General features: G+C 66.7%; 20 protein-coding genes. 11 read left to right on the forward strand and 9 right to left on the reverse strand.

Annotated elements, in window-relative coordinates:
- Position 1: 1 nt before the first annotated feature.
- Together ACZLHH_RS21385 and ACZLHH_RS21390 are read left to right on the forward strand one after the other, a co-directional pair.
- Positions 2–1,525 carry a carotenoid oxygenase family protein gene (locus tag ACZLHH_RS21385; RefSeq protein ID WP_049423452.1) on the forward strand — a complete coding sequence of 508 codons (1,524 nt, stop codon included), beginning with the start codon at positions 2–4 and terminating at the stop codon, positions 1,523–1,525.
- Positions 1,526–1,588: 63 nt separating this feature from the next.
- On the forward strand, positions 1,589–2,305 hold the full coding sequence (locus ACZLHH_RS21390) for an ABC transporter substrate-binding protein (protein ID WP_107433195.1): 717 nt from the start codon (positions 1,589–1,591) through the stop codon (positions 2,303–2,305).
- 72 nt (positions 2,306–2,377) lie between these two features.
- Here ACZLHH_RS21390 and ACZLHH_RS21395 read toward each other — a convergent pair whose 3' ends face one another.
- Positions 2,378–3,277, reverse strand: a complete 900-nt coding sequence (locus ACZLHH_RS21395) for a LysR substrate-binding domain-containing protein (RefSeq protein WP_107433194.1) — start codon at positions 3,275–3,277, stop codon at positions 2,378–2,380.
- Between the two features lie 98 nt (positions 3,278–3,375).
- On the opposite strand from ACZLHH_RS21395, the gene ACZLHH_RS21400 reads away from it, so the two are divergent.
- Complete coding sequence (locus ACZLHH_RS21400; RefSeq protein WP_180845062.1) at positions 3,376–3,519, forward strand: hypothetical protein; 144 nt, start codon at positions 3,376–3,378, stop codon at positions 3,517–3,519.
- A 7-nt stretch (positions 3,520–3,526) separates the two neighbouring features.
- Here the strand turns inward: ACZLHH_RS21400 and ACZLHH_RS21405 are convergent, their stop codons facing one another.
- Positions 3,527–4,093 carry a GIY-YIG nuclease family protein gene (locus tag ACZLHH_RS21405; protein WP_033834050.1) on the reverse strand — a complete coding sequence of 189 codons (567 nt, stop codon included), beginning with the start codon at positions 4,091–4,093 and terminating at the stop codon, positions 3,527–3,529.
- Between the two features lie 42 nt (positions 4,094–4,135).
- Positions 4,136–5,689 (reverse strand): alkaline phosphatase, encoded by a 1,554-nt coding sequence (locus tag ACZLHH_RS21410; RefSeq protein ID WP_164227545.1) that lies wholly within the window; start codon positions 5,687–5,689, stop codon positions 4,136–4,138.
- Positions 5,690–5,809: 120 nt separating this feature from the next.
- Between ACZLHH_RS21410 and ACZLHH_RS21415 the strand changes: the two genes are divergently transcribed.
- Positions 5,810–6,604 (forward strand): D-alanyl-D-alanine carboxypeptidase family protein, encoded by a 795-nt coding sequence (locus tag ACZLHH_RS21415; RefSeq protein ID WP_164227546.1) that lies wholly within the window; start codon positions 5,810–5,812, stop codon positions 6,602–6,604.
- A 5-nt stretch (positions 6,605–6,609) separates the two neighbouring features.
- On the opposite strand, the gene ACZLHH_RS21420 is transcribed toward ACZLHH_RS21415, so the two are convergent.
- Positions 6,610–7,203: a TetR/AcrR family transcriptional regulator gene (locus ACZLHH_RS21420; RefSeq protein WP_164227547.1), complete on the reverse strand. Its 594-nt coding sequence runs from the start codon at positions 7,201–7,203 to the stop codon at positions 6,610–6,612.
- A 16-nt stretch (positions 7,204–7,219) separates the two neighbouring features.
- A complete protein-coding gene (locus ACZLHH_RS21425) occupies positions 7,220–7,816 on the reverse strand; it encodes an NAD(P)H-dependent oxidoreductase (RefSeq protein WP_121504263.1) in 597 nt (198 codons plus the stop codon).
- A 126-nt stretch (positions 7,817–7,942) separates the two neighbouring features.
- On the opposite strand from ACZLHH_RS21425, the gene ACZLHH_RS21430 reads away from it, so the two are divergent.
- On the forward strand, positions 7,943–8,476 hold the full coding sequence (locus ACZLHH_RS21430) for a hypothetical protein (protein ID WP_164227548.1): 534 nt from the start codon (positions 7,943–7,945) through the stop codon (positions 8,474–8,476).
- Positions 8,477–8,549: 73 nt separating this feature from the next.
- Here ACZLHH_RS21430 and ACZLHH_RS21435 read toward each other — a convergent pair whose 3' ends face one another.
- The gene (locus ACZLHH_RS21435; protein ID WP_164227549.1) at positions 8,550–9,377 is read right to left on the reverse strand and encodes an isocitrate lyase/PEP mutase family protein; all 828 of its coding nucleotides are present in this window, start codon (positions 9,375–9,377) and stop codon (positions 8,550–8,552) included.
- Positions 9,378–9,542: 165 nt separating this feature from the next.
- Here ACZLHH_RS21435 and ACZLHH_RS21440 point away from each other — a divergent pair, with 165 nt between their 5' ends.
- The 5 genes from ACZLHH_RS21440 to accC all read left to right on the forward strand — a co-directional run bounded on the left by ACZLHH_RS21440 (position 9,543) and on the right by accC (position 13,404).
- Entirely contained in the window at positions 9,543–10,271 is a 729-nt protein-coding gene (locus tag ACZLHH_RS21440) for a DOPA 4,5-dioxygenase family protein (protein WP_049463282.1), read from the forward strand.
- A 350-nt stretch (positions 10,272–10,621) separates the two neighbouring features.
- Entirely contained in the window at positions 10,622–11,071 is a 450-nt protein-coding gene (gene aroQ, locus ACZLHH_RS21445; protein WP_164227572.1) for a type II 3-dehydroquinate dehydratase, read from the forward strand.
- The gene (locus tag ACZLHH_RS21450) at positions 11,068–11,493 is read left to right on the forward strand and encodes a lysozyme inhibitor LprI family protein (RefSeq protein ID WP_164235845.1); all 426 of its coding nucleotides are present in this window, start codon (positions 11,068–11,070) and stop codon (positions 11,491–11,493) included. The genes aroQ and ACZLHH_RS21450 overlap by 4 nt, the downstream gene beginning before the upstream one ends.
- A 53-nt stretch (positions 11,494–11,546) precedes the next feature.
- A complete protein-coding gene (gene accB, locus ACZLHH_RS21455) occupies positions 11,547–12,026 on the forward strand; it encodes an acetyl-CoA carboxylase biotin carboxyl carrier protein (RefSeq protein ID WP_032129560.1) in 480 nt (159 codons plus the stop codon).
- Positions 12,027–12,036: 10 nt separating this feature from the next.
- On the forward strand, positions 12,037–13,404 hold the full coding sequence (accC, locus tag ACZLHH_RS21460; RefSeq protein WP_032129559.1) for an acetyl-CoA carboxylase biotin carboxylase subunit: 1,368 nt from the start codon (positions 12,037–12,039) through the stop codon (positions 13,402–13,404).
- Positions 13,405–13,472: 68 nt separating this feature from the next.
- Here accC and ACZLHH_RS21465 read toward each other — a convergent pair.
- The 3 genes from ACZLHH_RS21465 to ACZLHH_RS21475 all read right to left on the reverse strand — a co-directional run bounded on the left by ACZLHH_RS21465 (position 13,473) and on the right by ACZLHH_RS21475 (position 16,212).
- A protein-coding gene (locus ACZLHH_RS21465; RefSeq protein ID WP_239503007.1) for an IS3 family transposase occupies positions 13,473–14,707 on the reverse strand; the annotation gives its coding sequence in 2 pieces (ribosomal slippage) (positions 13,473–14,356 and positions 14,356–14,707; 1,236 coding nt in all).
- Positions 14,708–14,875: 168 nt separating this feature from the next.
- Entirely contained in the window at positions 14,876–15,250 is a 375-nt protein-coding gene (locus ACZLHH_RS21470) for a hypothetical protein (RefSeq protein ID WP_010481078.1), read from the reverse strand.
- The gene (locus tag ACZLHH_RS21475) at positions 15,247–16,212 is read right to left on the reverse strand and encodes a hypothetical protein (protein ID WP_032129558.1); all 966 of its coding nucleotides are present in this window, start codon (positions 16,210–16,212) and stop codon (positions 15,247–15,249) included. The genes ACZLHH_RS21470 and ACZLHH_RS21475 overlap by 4 nt, the downstream gene beginning before the upstream one ends.
- 163 nt (positions 16,213–16,375) lie before the next feature.
- Between ACZLHH_RS21475 and prmA the strand changes: the two genes are divergently transcribed.
- Positions 16,376–17,296 carry a 50S ribosomal protein L11 methyltransferase gene (gene prmA / locus ACZLHH_RS21480; protein ID WP_071229373.1) on the forward strand — a complete coding sequence of 307 codons (921 nt, stop codon included), beginning with the start codon at positions 16,376–16,378 and terminating at the stop codon, positions 17,294–17,296.
- The last annotated feature ends 12 nt before the right edge of the window (positions 17,297–17,308 follow it).

Raw genomic sequence — 17,308 nt, forward strand, 5'->3', positions numbered from 1 at the left:
CATGGACCGTCGCCGCTTCCTTCGTACCCTGCTCAGCAGCAGTGCCTGTCTGGCCCTGGGCGCCACCGCGCTGCGCAGCGCTCCCGCCTTCGCCGGCGACCCGGCGCGGTTCGCGCAGGGCATGCAGGAACACCCGTGGCTGCTCGGCTGGCGCAGCGTCGGCAGCGAAAGCCTCGGCCCGGCCACCGTGCAGTTGCAGGGAAAGCTGCCGTCAGGCCTGGCCGGTACGCTGTACCGCAACGGCCCGGCGTGGACCGAGCGCGATGGCTTCCGCTATGACCACTGGTTCGACGGCGACGGCATGGTGCATGGCTGGCGCTTCAATGGTGACGGCAGCCTGACCCATCACGGGCGTATGGTCGCCACGCCGAAATTCACCCGTGAACAGAAGGCCGGCCGCTTCCAGTATCCGGCTGCCGGCACCAGCGTTCCCGGTGCGCTGGCAGTTCGAAACAACGACGATGCCAACGTGGCAAACACCTCGGTAACCATGATCAATGGCCGCCTGTTCGCGCTGTGCGAGTCCGGCTCGGCGTTCGAAGTGGATCCCGATTCGCTGCAGACACTGGGTCCGGTGACCTGGCGTCCGGACCTCGCTGCACTGCCGTTCTCGGCGCACCCGCTGCGCGACCGCGACGGCAGCCTCTGGAACTTCGGCTCGATCAGCCTGATGGGGGGCCATGGCCTGCTGGTCTGGCACATCGGTGCGGACGGCCAGCTGCGCAGCGCCAATGTGATCGAAACACCCGAGCATGGCTACCTGCATGCCTTCGCGATGACCGACCAGCACCTGGTGTTCGTGATGATGCCGTTCGATTTCACCGGCGCAGGTGGCAGCTTCTTCGAGCGCATGCAGTTCGCACCGCAGCGTCCGGTGCGCATCGCGGTGGTCGCCAAGGATGCGCCGGACAAGGCGCAATGGTTCGAGGCCCCGTTCGCGGCGATCTACCACTTCGGCGACGCGTTCACCCGCGATGGCGGCATCGTGCTGCGCGCAGTGCGCCACGACGACATCAATGAGGCGCGCTCGCCGATGAAGGAAGCGATGGCCGGTGATGGCGCACACGCGGCCAACAGTGGCGCCAGCCTGGTCGAGCTGCATCTGGACCTGCGTCGTGGACAGGCCCGCTGGCAGACGTTGGGCATCAGCGCGATGGAGTTCCCGTTGTTCGACCCGCGCTCGGCGAACACACGTGGCGCACGGCTGTATGCGCCGACCATCGACGGCACGGCCACTGCGCCGTACTTCAACGCGGTGGCCGCGTTCGAGATCGAGCACGGACGCCGCCAGCTCTGGAACTACGGGGCGGACATCATGGCCGAAGAGCATGTGTTCGTACCGCGCCCGGGCAGCCGCAACGCCGATGATGGCTGGCTGATCGGCACCCTGCTTGACCCGGTGAACAAGCGCAGCGGCCTGGCGGTGCTCGATGCCCGCCACCTGGACGACGGTCCGCTGGCACAGGCCTGGCTGCCCTATGCGGTACCACTGGGCTTCCACGGCACCTTCGCCGCGCGCGGCTGATTCCACGCCACGCGGACACCGTTATTGGCATGCTGGGTCTCCCCCTGCCCCGTGGAGCTCTGCATGTCCCTGGCCGACCACCGAAGTACGCTGGCACCGCACGGTTTCCTGCGCGTGGCGATCAACCTTGGCAACCCGGTGCTGGCACAGGGCGATGCGCGCTCACCGCGCGGCCCCTCGCTGGAACTGGCTACCGCATTGGCGCAACGGATGGGGGTGCAGGCTCGCTTCACCTGCCACGATGCCGCAGCCTCGGTGGTCGAGGCAGCAGGCGAAGACGGCTGGGATCTGGCCTTCCTGGCCATCGATCCGGCACGCGCCGACCGCATTGCCTTCAGTGCTCCGTATGTGGAGATCGAAGGTACCTATCTGGTGCGCGCGGACAGCCCTGCGCAGCAGGTAGCCGACCTGGATCGCGAGGGGCTGCGCATCGCGGTGGGGCGTGGCGCGGCCTATGACCTGTTCCTCAGTCGCGAACTGCGCCACGCCACGATCGAGCGGGCGGAGACCTCGGCGGCGGCCATCACCCTGTTCGATCAGCAGCGCCTGGATGCCGCCGCCGGTGTACGCCAGCCGCTGGAGGCATGGGCGCAGGTGCATCCCGGCCACCGTGTGCTGGCCGGCCGTTTCACCGCGATCCAGCAGGCAGTGGCGGCGCCGGCCTCACGCCCGGCCGATGCATTGCGGGCGTTGTTCGAGGAAGTGGAGGCGATCAAGGCCGGCCCGTTGCTTGAGGAAGCGTTCGCGCGTGCCGGGCAGGCGGTCACGCTGGTTCGGTGACTGCAGAGCACCAGCAGTCGAGCATGGCTCGACGCTACAGATCCAGATGCAATGGTCGAGCATGGCTCGGCGCTATAGATGTGCGTCTGCCATGTGCCGCACATGCTCGGCGGCCTGCGCATGCAGCCAGTCGCGGAACGCAAGGAAACCGCGATGGCTGACCGAGCGCTGCGGGTACACCAGCCAATGCGGCCAGTCGGTCTTCAGGCGCTGGCTGGACAGTGCGACCAGCTGGCCCGAATCCAGCAGCAGTCGCGCCCGCGTCACCCGCCCGAGCGCTACGCCCACGCCATCCAGAGCGGCGCGATGGTGCGCCTCCGAATCATCCAGCACCGCCACGAAACGCGACGGCGGGCTCTGCCCGCTCAACGCGAACCAGGCGCCCCACGCGCCGTCCGGATCACCGAGCAGCGGCCAGCGGGTCAACGGCACACGGTCAATGCCGCCCATGCGTTCGATCAGCGCCGGGCTCGCCATCGGCACCAGCCACTCGTCGAACAGCGGTTCCACCACCAGGCCCGGCCATTGCCCGCTGCCCAGACGCAGCGCGGCGTCGAACTGGCGCTGCCGCTCGAAATCAATCAGGCGTTCACTCGACTGCAGGTTGATCTCGATCTGTGGATGCTCGGCCACGAAGTGACCCAGGCGCGGCACCAGCCAGGCCGACGCCATCGACGGCACCGCGCTGATCGTCAGCACGTGCTCGGCACGTGCGGCATAGGGCTGGAAGGCTTCGTTGATCGCATCCAGATGCGGTCCGACCTGGTCGAGCAGGCGCTGCCCCTCAAGGGTGAGGGTGACACCACGCGGCTGGCGGATCAGCAGCGGCTGCCCGAGCCGTTCTTCCAGTTGCCGCATCTGATGGCTGAGCGCACTGACGGTCAGGTTCATCGACGCCGCCGCGCGCGACAGGTTGCCGAGCCGGGCAGCAGCCACGAAGCCCTGCAGGGCATGGAGCGGAGGGCGGGACATCAGGCTTGAATTCCTCTCAAGGCATGCTTGCGGAAATGTCGCTTTTTGCCCGTCCATGCTGCCCGTATCGTGCAATCCACTCAAGTGGAGGCACGCTCATGAACATCTTCGGCGGCTTGTTGTTCCTGCAGGGCCACGTGGCCAGCGCCGAGCTGGCACGCCAGCTGGCCAGCCCGTCCACACCTGCCCCGCAGTTCGCGCGGCAACCGGCCGTGCCGGTTCAGCCGCCGCGAAACCGTTGAACGCTCCTCAACCTGCATACCAGCGTTGGACGTGTTCAGGCAGCCATGGGATCGGATCGATGTCCAATGCCCGACAACCGTCGAGGGTGTCACGCAGCGCGCCCTCGCCGGGGCCACCGGGGATCCGCAGGCCTTCCTCTTCGGGAAGCTGCACCGCAGCCCAGTCGTGCAACCGGTCCATGCGCAGGCGAAGGGCGGCTCGCAGCCACCCCTTCAGTGGATAACAGCGATAGCCTTGTTCGCCCAGGCCGGCAACCGCGAGCGACAAAGCGTGGTTGGCACCACGCACCCATTCGGTGCGGCCTCCAGCCTTGTCCTGGACCGTCATCGGCGCCGGCGCGCGGTGCGCTTTGAACGGCGAACGCAGCTGCAGCTCCAGATCCCGCGCATCGCGCTCGCTTTCCGCTTCCACCAGCGCACCGGCGTCGAGATCGAAGAACTCGAACCAACGCCGATGCAATGCGCTGATGCGCCCAAGCGGATCACGTGAGAAACCAATCTTCGCGTAGTCTTCCCACGCACAGGGGAAGACGTAGGCGAAGACACGACCGTCGATGCGGATATCCGACTGCATGTACGCAGGCTGCCTCGACAACAGCCCGCGTGCAACCGGGCGTTACCGTGGACGCTGCAGCGCTTCCTGCACCGCGGCAGACACGTCGGTGTTGTCGATGTAACTGCCGTCGTTCCAGCGCACATGCTGGCGGTAGCCGGCATCAACGCCCCGCACGCGCTGGCCCAGCAGCTCCGCGCCCGCGCCCTTGGCCCACAACGGCACCAGCGCGTTGGAATGGTTGCCGGTGGGACGGAAGCTGATCCCGGGCATGCGCCCACGGCCGTTGTTGCGCACCGGCTCGAAGGCGACGTTCTGTGCATCCGGGCCCATCGGCATGCTGTTGTCGTGGTCGGTGGTGACGATCAGCAGGTTGCGCTCCCAGCCACCGTTGCGTTCGATCCACTCGATCACTGCTGTCACCGCGTCGTTGAACTCCACGGTTTCCTCGATCAGCCGGCCGTACTGCGGCTGGTCGCTGCACTGGCCGTAGTGCCATTCAGTGCCGCAGGCACTGGTATGGGCGGCCCAGTCGGTGGCGCCACCTTCCACCATCAGGAACAGGCCGTTGGACGAACGCTGCTGCAGGAATTGCAGCGCACCACGGGTCATGGTCGCAAGATCCGGCACGCTGTCGATCTTCCTCACACCGGAAGGCGTGGCCGCATCCTTGCCCAGCACCTGCAGCTGCCGCGCCTGCTGCAGCGTGTTGGCCACGCGCGGTACACCGATCAGCGGCCGGTCGGCCGGCAACCGTCCCTGCGCCAGCGCGGCGAACGCTTCCTTGCTGCGGATCAGGCGCCACGGCCCGGACGGATTGCCGCCGATGGTGCTGCCCGCTTCCAGCTGCTGCCAATCCTGCTGCGACACCCATTCCCACGGGTTCGCGCAGCCCTCGGCCTTGGCCGTGCCGGCACTCTCGTCACAGGCGCGACCATCAACGCTGTAGCCAGGGCCTCCGGTGCCCATCACCAGGTCCATATGCCCCTGTGCCAGCATCTGATGGGCGATGGCGTGATAGTTGTTGCGTGATTCGTTCTGCGCCGCGAACGCGGCCGGCGTGGCATGCGCGAACGGTACCGAAGTCACCACACCGGTCGCCATGCCCAGCCGCTTGGCGCGCAGCGTGTTGAACTCGACCGGATTGCCATCGTTGTTGAAGTTGATGGCGTTGTTATAGGTCTTGATGCCCGAGGACAGCGCCGTACCGGCCGCAGCACTGTCGGTGGCGACCGCGGCCAGGTACTGGTAGCCGACGAATGGCAGGTCCTGCGCCGGCACCGGTTCGCTGTCCCAGGCCTTTCCCGCGTCGTAGCCCAGGGTCTGCGCGTTGTCGCGGGTCGGCTGGCTGCTGGCGTTCAACGGGAAGGTGGTCACCGCCAGGCGCTGCGGAAAATCCGCATACGGCGCCCCTTCGCGGCTGCCGTATTGCCAGTAGGCGGCGGCGTCCCAGGTGCCCCAACCGGCACCGTCGTTGATCATCACGATCACGTTGTGCGGGCGCGCTGGGCCGGAAGCAACAGCCTCGGCGCGCAGGTTGGGCTGGCAGCCGCCAAGTGCGGCCAGCGCGAGCAGCAACGAAGAATGAAGCCAGCGGCGTGGAATGCGTGCAGTCATCGGGTGTCCCGTCGGGCCATCGGCGGCCCACAATGTCGATACGTTATATCGTTGCAATGTTGCAGCTTCGTGCAGCCGCTGCACACTATCCTGCAGGCCCCCACTGCCATCCTCGTTTCCATGCCGTCTCCTGCTCCCGCGCGTGCACCGCTGTCCTCCATCACCCTCGATGCGGCAACGTTCGCGGTGATTCACCAGCACAACGCGGACATCGCCAGGCAACCGGCCTCGCTGACCAAGCTGATGACCGCCTATGCGGCATACGAATGCGTCGAAGAGAACGGAGGCGCGTGGGACGAAGCGGTCACCATCGCCGCCGAGGATGTGCACGCGGTGGCCGATGATGAAACGCGCATGGGCCTGGTGCCCGGTGAAACAGTCACCCTCGCGCGCCTGCTGGAAGGACTGATGATCGTCTCCGGCAATGACGCGGCGCTGGCCATCGCGCGCCATCTGGACGGATCACAGCCTGCGTTCCTGGAGCGCATGAACCGGCACGCACGCCAGCTCGGCCTGCGCAGCAGCTGGTTCGCCAGCGTGTCCGGCATCACCACCCCGCACCATGCGTCCAGCGCGCGCGACATGGCGGTGCTGGCCGCCTGCCTGTTGAACGATCATCCGCAGATCCTGGCGATCACCGCGCAGCGCGTGTTCGCGCACGGCAGCTTCAGCCGCAGCAACCAGAACGCCCTGCTTGGCGATGACGGCGTGGATGGCTTGAAGACCGGCTACACCCAGGCCGCAGGCTTCTGCCTGGCCGCCACCGCCTGCCGGGCAGTGCCCGGGCGGGATCAGCCGGTGCGCCTGATCACCGTGGTGCTGGGTTCTGAAAGCCGCGACGCACGCGATGCCCTTGTGCGCGAGCGGCTGGCCGCCGGGTTCGCGGCGCTGGCCGACAGCACCGCCGACGCCTGAGCGGCTCAGCACCGCTTGACCGTTGCCACGATCAGCCGCTGCAGCTCGGCTTCGGCTGCGGCCTTGTCCAGCGCGCCTGCTGCCACGGCTTCGGACAGGGCTTCGGCCGCACCGAGAATCGCCCAGCGCCCGGCCAATGGCACCGTGCCGTCGGCAGCAAACGGGCCCAGCCAGGCGTCGCAGTTGTCGATGAAATCCTGCTGGTAGCGCCGCCGCACCTCGTGCAGTTCCGGCGCGCCCACCAGCGCGGCGAGGATGCCCTGCACTTCACTGCCCTGGCTGAGGATGCAGTCGATGTAGCCGGAGGCGATGGCCGCCGCACGATCGGCCAACTGCGCCCGGGCACGGCCGATGCGCTCGTTGAACACCACCGTCTGGCGGCCGTCGTAGTCATCGTAGAGCGCGGCCAGCAGGCCGTTGCGGGTCACGAAGTGATCGTAGGCCACCGGCTTGGTCACGCCCGCGGCCTCGGCCAGCCGACCCAGGGTCAACGCGTCGGTGCCTTCTTCGCCAACCAGCGCCCAGGCCACGTCCAGCAACTGGCGGGCGCGTTGCTCGCGGGTCAATCGGCGGCGCGTGGGAGCGGCGTTGGCAGGCATCGGCGGAACACGGCGATCAGTGCATCGGAGTTCCGATTTTACGGCCGATCGCCAGCGCGGTCTGCAGATGCGTTTCGGCCGCACCGGTATCGGCATCCAGCAGCAGTTCTGACGTCAGCACGTGCGCGCCGCAGTAGTCGAAGATGCCCATGTCGATCTGCGTCTTCATCGCCGCGCCGTAACCGCGCCGTTCGATCATGTCCGCGCCGGCCCCACCGATGCCGACCAGGTGCACGCGCAACCGCTGCAGCTTCTTCTGCACCTTGCCGTCTGCACCGTCCTGGTAGGCCCAGCCCTGGGTGAACACGCGATCGATCCAGCCCTTCAGCAGCGCGGGGAACGACCACCAGTACAGCGGGTAGACCAGTACCAGCGTGTCGGCAGCATCCAGCCGCGCCTGCTCGGCGGCGACGTCGGCTGGAGGTGCGCCGGTGCCACGGAACAGCGCCTGGTCGTGCGTGTTGAAGCGCGGATCGAAGCCTTCGGCCATCAGATCGGCATGGGTCACGGTATTGGCGGTATCCGTTGCGGTGATGGCTTCGCCGATGCGCCTGGCGATGGCATGGGTCAACGCGGCGGATTCAGGATGGGCGGTAACGATGAGGGTGTGCATGGGGGATGTCCGGAACTCACTACCTACCAATAGTAAATAGTGATGCCCGGGACACCAGCGCCATGCGTGGGACGCTGTTTCCGCATCCGCCGTATAGTGCGGCGGTTCCCGCTGAGATACCCGACGATGCACCGATACCTGCTCGCCCTTCTGCTGGCCCTGCCGATGGCAATGGCCGTTGCGCCAGCGCTGGCCGGTGAGCTCAGTCCGGAAGACTCGGCCGCATTGCGCCAGGACGTGCAGGCGATGTTGGGCGCATTCGCCCGCGGCGATGCCGAGTTGATCATCGCCCGAACCCATCCCAGCCTGAAGCGCCTGGCCGGGGGCGATGAGGCCTATGCGCATATGACTCGCGACACCCTGAAAGAGCTGCGCAAGGCCGGGGTCACCATCATCAGCGACGAGGCCGGCGTGCCGGGCCACACCTATGCAGCCGGTGATGAGGAGGTCTGCTTCGTGCCGCGCCAGTCGCTGCTGCGCGTGCGCGAGGCGCCGATGCGCAGCACCTCGTTCATGCTCGCCGTGCGCCGCGTCGGCACAGCCCAATGGAGTTTCATTGACGGTGCTGCGTTGCTGGACAATCCCGCGCTGCTGCGGCTGCTGCTGCCGGCGTTGGAGCCTGGGGTGACGCTGCCCAGGGGTGGGATGGAAGCGCTGTAATCGCAGGCGCATCCATCCACGCATGGCGTGGATCTACTATCCCTGCTGGTCTGGGACTGCACCGGGATTTCGCTCAACGGAACAGCGCGTTCAACGCGGCCCCGGAAGCCGCCTGCTGCAGGCCGTCGAAGCGTCCGTCCTGCACGATCGGCTGTGTCGCCAGCATCAGTCCGCCCCACGCAGCACGGGCCAGTGCGCCGCCCAGGCTGATCCGGCGTACGCCGAGAGCAGCGATGTCCTGCAGGCGCAGCGGTGTCGGCCCACCGACCAGCAGGTTCACCGGCTTCGAACCTGCGGCGGCAACCACCGCGCTGATCTGCTCGCGCGTGCTGATGCCCGGTGCATACAGCACATCGGCGCCGGCCTCGGCATAGGCGCGCAGGCGCTGCAGGGTGTCCGGCAGATCCGGCACGCCGACGAAGAAGTTCTCGGCACGGCCAACCAGCAGCACGTCGCCGCCCGCGCGGTCGATGGCTGCACGGGCAGCGCGCAGACGCTCCACCGCCTGATCGATCGGACGCAGCGGTGCATCGGCGACGCCGCTGGCATCCTCGATCGACAACGCCGCGATGCCGGTGTCGATCGCCGCGGCCACCGCCTCCTGCACCTTCTGCGGCGTATCACCGAAACCATCGCCGAAATCGGCGTTCAACGGCAGCGGCGTCGCTGCCGCCATCAGGCGCAGATGGTCCAGCGTGGCCTGCAGCGAAACCGCTCCGTCCGGCCGCCCTTCGCTCCAGGCACAGCCGGCACTGGTCGTGGCCAGTGCCTGGAAGCCCTGCCGCTGCAGGTAGCGCGCACTGCCCACGTCCCACGGATTGGGCAGTACGAAGCACCCTGCTGCATGCAGCTGACGGAAGGCCGCGCGCTTGCGTTGGGTATCGGCATCGGGCGAGGTCATGGCGGGCTCCGGGGCGGCAGACCTGCACCCTAGCCCGCCCTGCAGCCGGGCTCAACGACGACGGCGCAAACCTGCATGAGGTGATGCCACCTGCTTATTGGACGCTGTGGATGCAGGTGCCCGAGCGTGCTTGCCTGCCCACACGATGCCGCCACGGAGCCCTTCATGCACCCGGACCCGCTGACCTTGATCGACGCCGGCGACGATGACGCCCACTGGGCCGACCTGCTTTCGCCCACACGCCGCCGCCTGATCGCATCGGCCGGTCTGGCCGCCGGCGGCCTGGCCAGTGCGTCGACCGCCGCCGCAGCCCCGCGCGGCGAAAGCACGGTGAACACCACCGAACCCGGGCGCCCCGGCTTCCGTGCCATCGTCCCGCCGCCGGTGAAGGGCAGCAGCCCCTGGGGCCAGGTCACCGCCAGCGAACCGACCCCGCGCCCGGCCAGCGTGCGTCCCGGGGAGGCCCCCCTGCCCGCGACCCCACGCGCCTACACCGACATCAAGAGCTATCACGCGCATATCTACTTCGACGAGGACAGCTTCGAGAAAGCTGCGCTGCTGCGGCGCTGGGCGGCCGAGCGCTTCCCGGTGGAGCTGGGCAACTGGAACCTGGAACCACGCGGACCGCACGTCACCCCGTCGTTCTATTTCGGCTTCACCAACGACCTGCTGCCGGTGCTGGTGCCCTGGCTGCAGCTCAACAGCCTGGGCCTGACCATCCTGATCCACCCCAATACCGGTGATGGCCGCGCCGACCATCTGTATTACGCGTTGTGGGTGAACCGCGCGCAGCCGGTGAACGCCTACAACTGGCCGGCACCGAAGCCGGGGGAACGGGAGCCCTTGGAGGAGGTGTTCCCGAACGTGGTGCCGACGGTGCCGCTGGAGACGTGAGCGGGTGCGTGGCGGGGGCGGTGGGTGGCGTGCAGCGCACCCTGGGCTGCCCCTCGGTGGGTGCGTAGCCTGCTGCGCACCGAACTTCCTTCATCCACGCATGGCGTGGATCTACCGCATCACAGCCCGTTGCGGCATCGGTCATCGCCCGGCCTGCCGCCATCGTCGGCCTACGTGCACGCATCCCCCAGCTGCACGGCGTTCAGCGCGCCTTGATCCAGCGCCCGCCATACGGCCGCAAGCCCTCCGGGGAATTTCAAACAATCGATTGAAACGCTGCAAACTTCGCCGAACTGGACAGCATCCGCCGGTTCCGCCAGACTGCCGCCCTTTCCCGTCTTCCGGATCCCATGGCGAAGCTGCTGGTCCTGCACGGCCCCAACCTCAACCTGCTCGGCACCCGCGAGCCGGAGGTCTACGGCCACACCACGCTGGCCGACATCGACCAGACGCTGGCCGCCCAGGCCTCGGCTGCCGGGCACGCGGTGGAGAGCCTGCAGTCCAATGCCGAGCACGTGCTGGTGGACCGCGTGCAGGCCGCACGCGACGACGGAACCGCTTTCATCCTGATCAACCCCGCCGCCTTCACCCACACCTCGGTCGCCCTGCGCGATGCGCTGGCGGCGGTGGCGGTGCCGTTCATCGAGATCCACCTGTCCAACCCGCATACCCGCGAACCGTTCCGCCAGCACAGCTACTTCAGTGACAAGGCCGTGGGCGTGGTCTGCGGTTTCGGCGCCGACAGCTACCGCTACGCGATGGACGCGGCGCTGCTGCGCGTGCAGGCGGCCCGCGCGTGAAGATGCTCCCAAGAGTGCTTGCCTGCATCGCGCTGTGGGCCGGCGTGTGCGGCGCCAGCATCGCCGCCGAGCGCGCGGCCGCCGGCATTGACTGCGCGCAGGCGACCGGCGGCTACGAGCGCGACATGTGCGATTCCGATCGCCTGGATGACGCCGACAGCGCATTGAACGCCGTTTACGTCCAGGCGCGCGGCGAACTGAAGGCGCAGGCCGCCGATGGCAGCTGCAGCCGCTGCGCAGCGGCCGAACAGCAGCTGGTGAAGGCCCAGCGCATCTGGATAACCCTGCGCGATGCAGACTGCGAGGCAGTCTACGCCTTCAATGCAGACGGCACCTCGCGCAACCCTGCGAAGATGCAGTGCCTGATCACCCAGACGCGCGACCGTACGCGGCAGCTGCGCGAGTTCTACGAACTGCTTTGACCCGAGCGCGATGCGCTTCCCACCACACTGACATCAAGAGCAAAGAGGCCACCATGGATCTCCGCAAAATCAAGAAGCTGATCGACCTGCTGGAAGAGTCGAACCTGGCTGAAATCGAAATCAAGGAAGGCGAAGAGTCGGTGCGCCTGTCGCGCGCCCCGGTGGCCGGCTATGCCGCCCCGGTCGCCGCCCCGGTGTACGCCGCTCCGGCCGCTCCGGCGCCGCAGGCGATGCCGATGCAGTCGCCGACCGAAGCCTCCACCGGTGGCACCGCCAAGCCGGGCCCGGCGCTGCCGGAAGGCCACGTGCTGCGCTCGCCGATGGTCGGCACCTTCTACGCGTCGTCCGCCCCGGACAAGCCTGCGTTCGTCAGCGTTGGCCAGCAGGTCAAGGAAGGCGAGACCCTGGCCATCATCGAAGCGATGAAGATGTTCAACCCGATCGAAGCCGACAAGTCCGGCACCATCGTCGCCATCCTCGGCGAGAACGGCCAGCCGGTCGAATTCGACCAGCCGCTGTTCGTGATCGGCTGAGGGGCACGCCATGCTCGACAAAGTCGTCATCGCCAACCGAGGGGAAATCGCGCTGCGCATCCTGCGCGCGTGCCACACCCTCGGCATCCGCACGGTGGCCGTGCATTCCACGGTCGACCGCAACCTCAAGCACGTGGCCATGGCCGACGAGTCGGTCTGCATCGGTCCGGCGCCGTCGCCGCAGAGCTACCTCAACATCCCGGCACTGATCGCCGCGGCGGAAGTCACCGACGCCCAGGCCATCCACCCGGGCTACGGCTTCCTGTCGGAGAACGCCGACTTCGCCGAGCGCGTGGAAGAGTCCGGTTTCATCTTCATCGGCCCCAAGGCAGACACCATCCGCATGATGGGTGACAAGGTCGAAGCCATCCGCGCGATGAAGTCCGCCGGCGTGCCGTGCGTGCCCGGCTCGGGCGGCCCGCTGGGCGAAGACATCGTCGCCAACACCAAGATCGCCCGTGAGATCGGCTACCCGGTCATCATCAAGGCGGCCGGTGGTGGCGGTGGCCGCGGCATGCGCGTGGTGCACGCCGAAGCCTCGCTGAAGACCTCGATCGAAACCACCAAGAGCGAGGCCAAGGCCGCGTTCGGCAATGGCGAGGTCTACATGGAGAAGTTCCTGGAGAACCCGCGCCACGTGGAAATCCAGGTACTGGCCGACGGCCAGGGCAACGCCATCCACCTGGGCGAGCGTGACTGCTCGATGCAGCGCCGCCACCAGAAGGTGGTGGAAGAAGCGCCGGCACCGGGCATCACCGCCGAGCAGCGCGAGCAGATCGGCAAGGTGTGCACCGAAGCCTGCGTACGCATCGGCTACCGTGGTGCCGGCACGTTCGAGTTCCTGTACGAGGACGGCCGCTTCTACTTCATCGAAATGAACACCCGCATCCAGGTGGAACACCCGGTCACCGAAATGGTCACCGGCATCGACCTGGTGGCCGAGCAGCTGAAGATCGCCGCCGGCCAGAAGCTGTCGATCAAGCAGAGTGACGTGGTGCTGACCGGCCATGCCATCGAATGCCGCATCAACGCCGAAGATGCGGAGACCTTCGTGCCGAGCCCGGGCACCATCACCGGCTTCCATCCGCCGGGCGGCCCCGGCGTGCGCGTGGACACCCACATCTACAGTGGCTACCGCGTGCCGTCGAACTACGACTCGATGATCGGCAAGCTGATCGTGCACGGCCCGGACCGCGAAACCGCCATTGCCCGCATGCGCGTGGCACTGAGCGAAATGGTGGTCGATGGCATCAAGACCAACGTCGCCCTGCAGCAGCGGATCATGCGCGACAAGGGCTTCCAGGCCGGTGGCCAGAACATCCACTACCTGGAAAAGCGCCTGGCCGAACGCAAGAACAAGCCGATCGCGCTGACCTGATCGGCGCCACGTGCTGGTGACTCGTCCTGCCATAGGTTGACACCGATGGGTGGATGGTCCGGCCGCCGTCAGGCGGCCAAAGACGCCCGATGCATCGCATCGGGCGTCTGCATTTTAAGGGACAGGTGGGGGCGCTCAGCGTTGTAGATGTCTACGGCCTCAGCCACCATCTGGCGGGCTTGCCCCAGGTCCCGTGGGCGATGAAGCAGGAACTCGCACTTGAGGATCCCGTTGACTCGCTCTGCCAGAGCGTTCTGATAGCAGTCGTAGCCGTCGGTCATCGAGCAGGTCAGGCCGTGCCGCGCATGGATCTTCTGGTAGTAATCCGAGCAGTACTGGATTCCACGATCAGAGTGATGGATCAGCTTCTGCGATGTCTTTCTCCCTTTCAGCGCCATCTCCAGCGCCTGAGCTACCTGCTCTGTCTGTAGCGTTTCATGCACGCTCCAGCCCACGATCTTGCGCGACCAGGCATCGGTGACCAGGCTCAGATACACGAACTTCCCCTGCGTCGGCAGATAGGTGATGTCCGCCACCCACACCTGCTCGCTACCGGTTGGTATTACGCATCCTTGGCCAGGTTTGAGCAGATTCGGATGCCTGCGAAAGCGATGATGGCTGTCGGTAGTCTTGTGATAAGCCCGACGTTTCGGTACCAGCAGGCGCGCTTCCCGAAGTACGTCAAACAACCGGTCACGTCCCATGGTGATTCCCGCCGCCTGCAGCTTCGGTTCGATCAAATAGTGCAACTTGCGCGTCCCGATCCGTGGCTGCCGCACGCGGCAATCGCTCACCAGCGCCAGTGCTTTGGTCTCGCTGGCGCGTCGTCGTTGATGCCGGCACCCCGCTTGATAGAACGCCTGTCGACTGATGCCGAAATGGCGGCAAGCCCTTGCCACGCTTACGCCTTTGAGGCGCCCTTGCGTGAGGACTTGCCTGAAGGCTTTTTTACGATGCGCACCCCGTAATCCTCTTTGAGGACATCCACGATGGCTTCGAAAAGCTGTGCTTTCTCGTTGGCCTCCCGTAACTGGACCTGCAGGGCCTTGATCTGTTGTTCCGGCGTCAGCGGCGTGGCCGGTCCACTTTTGGGAGAAGTCGTCATGGGGGCAGATGATGCACCACCTGACCAATCCTGCCGACCATGGCGGCGAAGCCACTTCAGAACCGTGCTGCTGCCTTGGATACCGTATCGCTCCTGAGCCTTCTTATAGGTCAGTTCTCCACGCTCGACCTGATCGACCACGGACAACTTGAAGGCCAGCGAGTAATCCCGCTGACTGCGCCTGATTGTTGATTTCATTGAACATTCCTTTTCCAGAGGGAAAAGGTGTCAACCCAATTCAGGACGGGTCATGGACATGAAAAGGGCGGGGATATCCCCGCCCTTTTCTGTTGCTGCAGCGCCGAGCCCATGCTCGGCTTGCCGGAAAGCTCAGCCGAGCGTGGGCTTGGCGCTACAGCAGGCGCATCAGCGCTTGTCGGCAGCTTCGGCCGGAATCTGCGAGTTCGCCAGCGGACGCACGCCATTGGGCGACGTCGGGTCGACGATCACCATGGTCTCGGTCGAACCATCCGGCCACACCACCTGGAAGGTGCTGCCCGCCGGCAGCGACGCGAACGGCATGCCGCTCTGCGCGCGATAGACCGCGGCCACCTGGCTGGCACCGGCACGGCGCACGTCTTCCTGCGCCTTCACCGTGGTCAGTTCCACCTTCGACAGATGCCGGTAGCGATCTTCATAGGTATCGATCATCAACAGGCCAACCGCGCCGGCCGAGTAGGCCACGAACAGGGCCACCCAGAACCAGAACTTGGCCCCGTGCAGGAATCGGCGGTAGTTCATTGCTCGTTCCTCTTTCCAACCAATCGCTTGATCCATTCCTTCATCTTCCCAGCGCCCTGCCGCGATACCGCAGCGTCATACACGAAATCCCGGAAATCCTGCGTACCATCCTGCGAACAGATCCCTCCGTTCGCACAAAAACTGTTGACCAGCACACTGTCTGCCCCACACGGTAGACCGAGTTCGCAGGCCGCAAGCCGCCATGCGAGTTCACTGAGCTGCTCGCCCGCCACCAGGCCGTTGAGCGCGCGGTCACCCGAGGCGCGCACGCCCATGCCCGGTGCGATCGCCATGAAGGCCTCCGGGTCGCGCGAGGTGCGCACCCGTTCAACCAGGTCACGGCGGTACTCGGGGCTGTCCTGCAGCGGTTCGCCCTCGGCGAACAACGCAGCCTCAGCAGCCAGATTGCCTTGTGCGGCCGCCTTGCGACGTTCGGACAGCACCAAGGCCGTGCCCAGCTTGTCGCCCGGCACGAAACCACCACAACGCTGCGCGACGCGTTCGCGCGCCTGCACCATCGCCGGTGCGGCGGTCAGGCCCAGCCCGGCCAGCACGTTGTTGTCCAAGCGGTAGCCACCCGGATCGACCGCGTACTGCGCGCAGTAGTCATAGACACGGCTGAGCATCCAGCGCGCCTCGTGGTTGCCTTCGTCCGCCTGGGCACGCAACCGCTGAGCATAGGCATACAGGTCGGTGGCGTCTTCGATATCGGCGCGGAGATCCAGGGGCAGCCCGGACGGCAATGCGTTGCCACGCTCGAAGGGTGCCAGGCGGCGCGCGAGCGCCTCCGGCATCACCGGCAGCGGCGCCGCACTGTCAGCGGCCGCGACCGCACCTGCCAGATCCGCCGACGCTACCGAAGACGTCGCAGCATGGCCGCTGGCCCGATAACCGGCCACGCCCAGCACGGCCACAGCCGGCAGTACGAGCAACCAGGTTTTCAGGGTCGGAGCGAAGGCCATCGGCGGCGGTAGGCGATGCGGCGCATAGGAAAGCACGAAGTTTAGCAAGGCCCGACGGGCCTGTCTGAACGGGCTTCGTTCATCTCGGAGCGGCATCTCAGGCAATACGGAGACGCCCCGATGGTCTAGCATGGCCCCCTTTCCCGCGATTGCCCCCACCACCATGCCGTTCCTGGAACTGACCCTGCGCTGCACCGAAGCCACCCAGCCCCGCTATGAAAATGCACTGGAGGACGTTGGTGCACTGGCCGTGACCCTGCTCGATGCCGAGGCCGATACCAGCAACGAACAGGCCATTCTCGAACCGGGCGTGGGCGAGACCCCGCTGTGGGACACGCTGGTGCTGAGCGCGCTGTTCCCCGCCGACAGCAACGCGCTGTTGCTGCTGGCCGCACTGGAATCCTTCGATCCGGAGCTGGACTGGAGCAGCGGCAGCTTCCGCGCGGTCGAGGATGAAGACTGGGAACGTGCCTGGCTCGACCAGTTCCAGCCGATGGACTTCGGCAGCCGCACCTGGATCGTGCCGTGGAACCATGAACTGCCGGAGGCCGCACAGGCCGCCGATGCCGCCGTGGTGCGGTTGGACCCGGGCCTGGCGTTCGGTTCGGGCACCCACCCGACCACCGCACTGTGCCTGCGCTGGCTGGACCAGTTGGCGGTCGATGGCCTGCTGCAGGGCCAGCGCGTGCTCGACTTCGGTTGCGGCTCGGGCATCCTCGCACTGGCCGCGCTGAAGCTGGGCGCCGCCGAAGCCATCGGCGTGGACAACGATCCGCAGGCCCTGGTCGCCACCGCCGACAATGCCGAGCGCAACGGCGAGCAGGCCCGCATGCATGTGTACCTGCCGCAGGACGAACCGGTCGCGACCTATCCGATCGTGGTCGCCAACATCCTCGCCTCGGCGCTGGATGCGCTGGCCGAACTGCTGGCTGCGCGCGTTGCTGCCGGTGGCCGCATCGCCCTGTCCGGCATCCTGCATGGCCAGGAAGGCGAACTGCTGCAGCGCTACGCAGCATGGTTCGACGATCTGCAGGCCACCCAGGATGGCGACTGGATGCGCATCACCGGCGTGCGCCGCGCCTGATCGTGGTTGAAT

The sequence above is a fragment of the Stenotrophomonas sp. 28608_Sma genome (assembly GCF_056486185.1).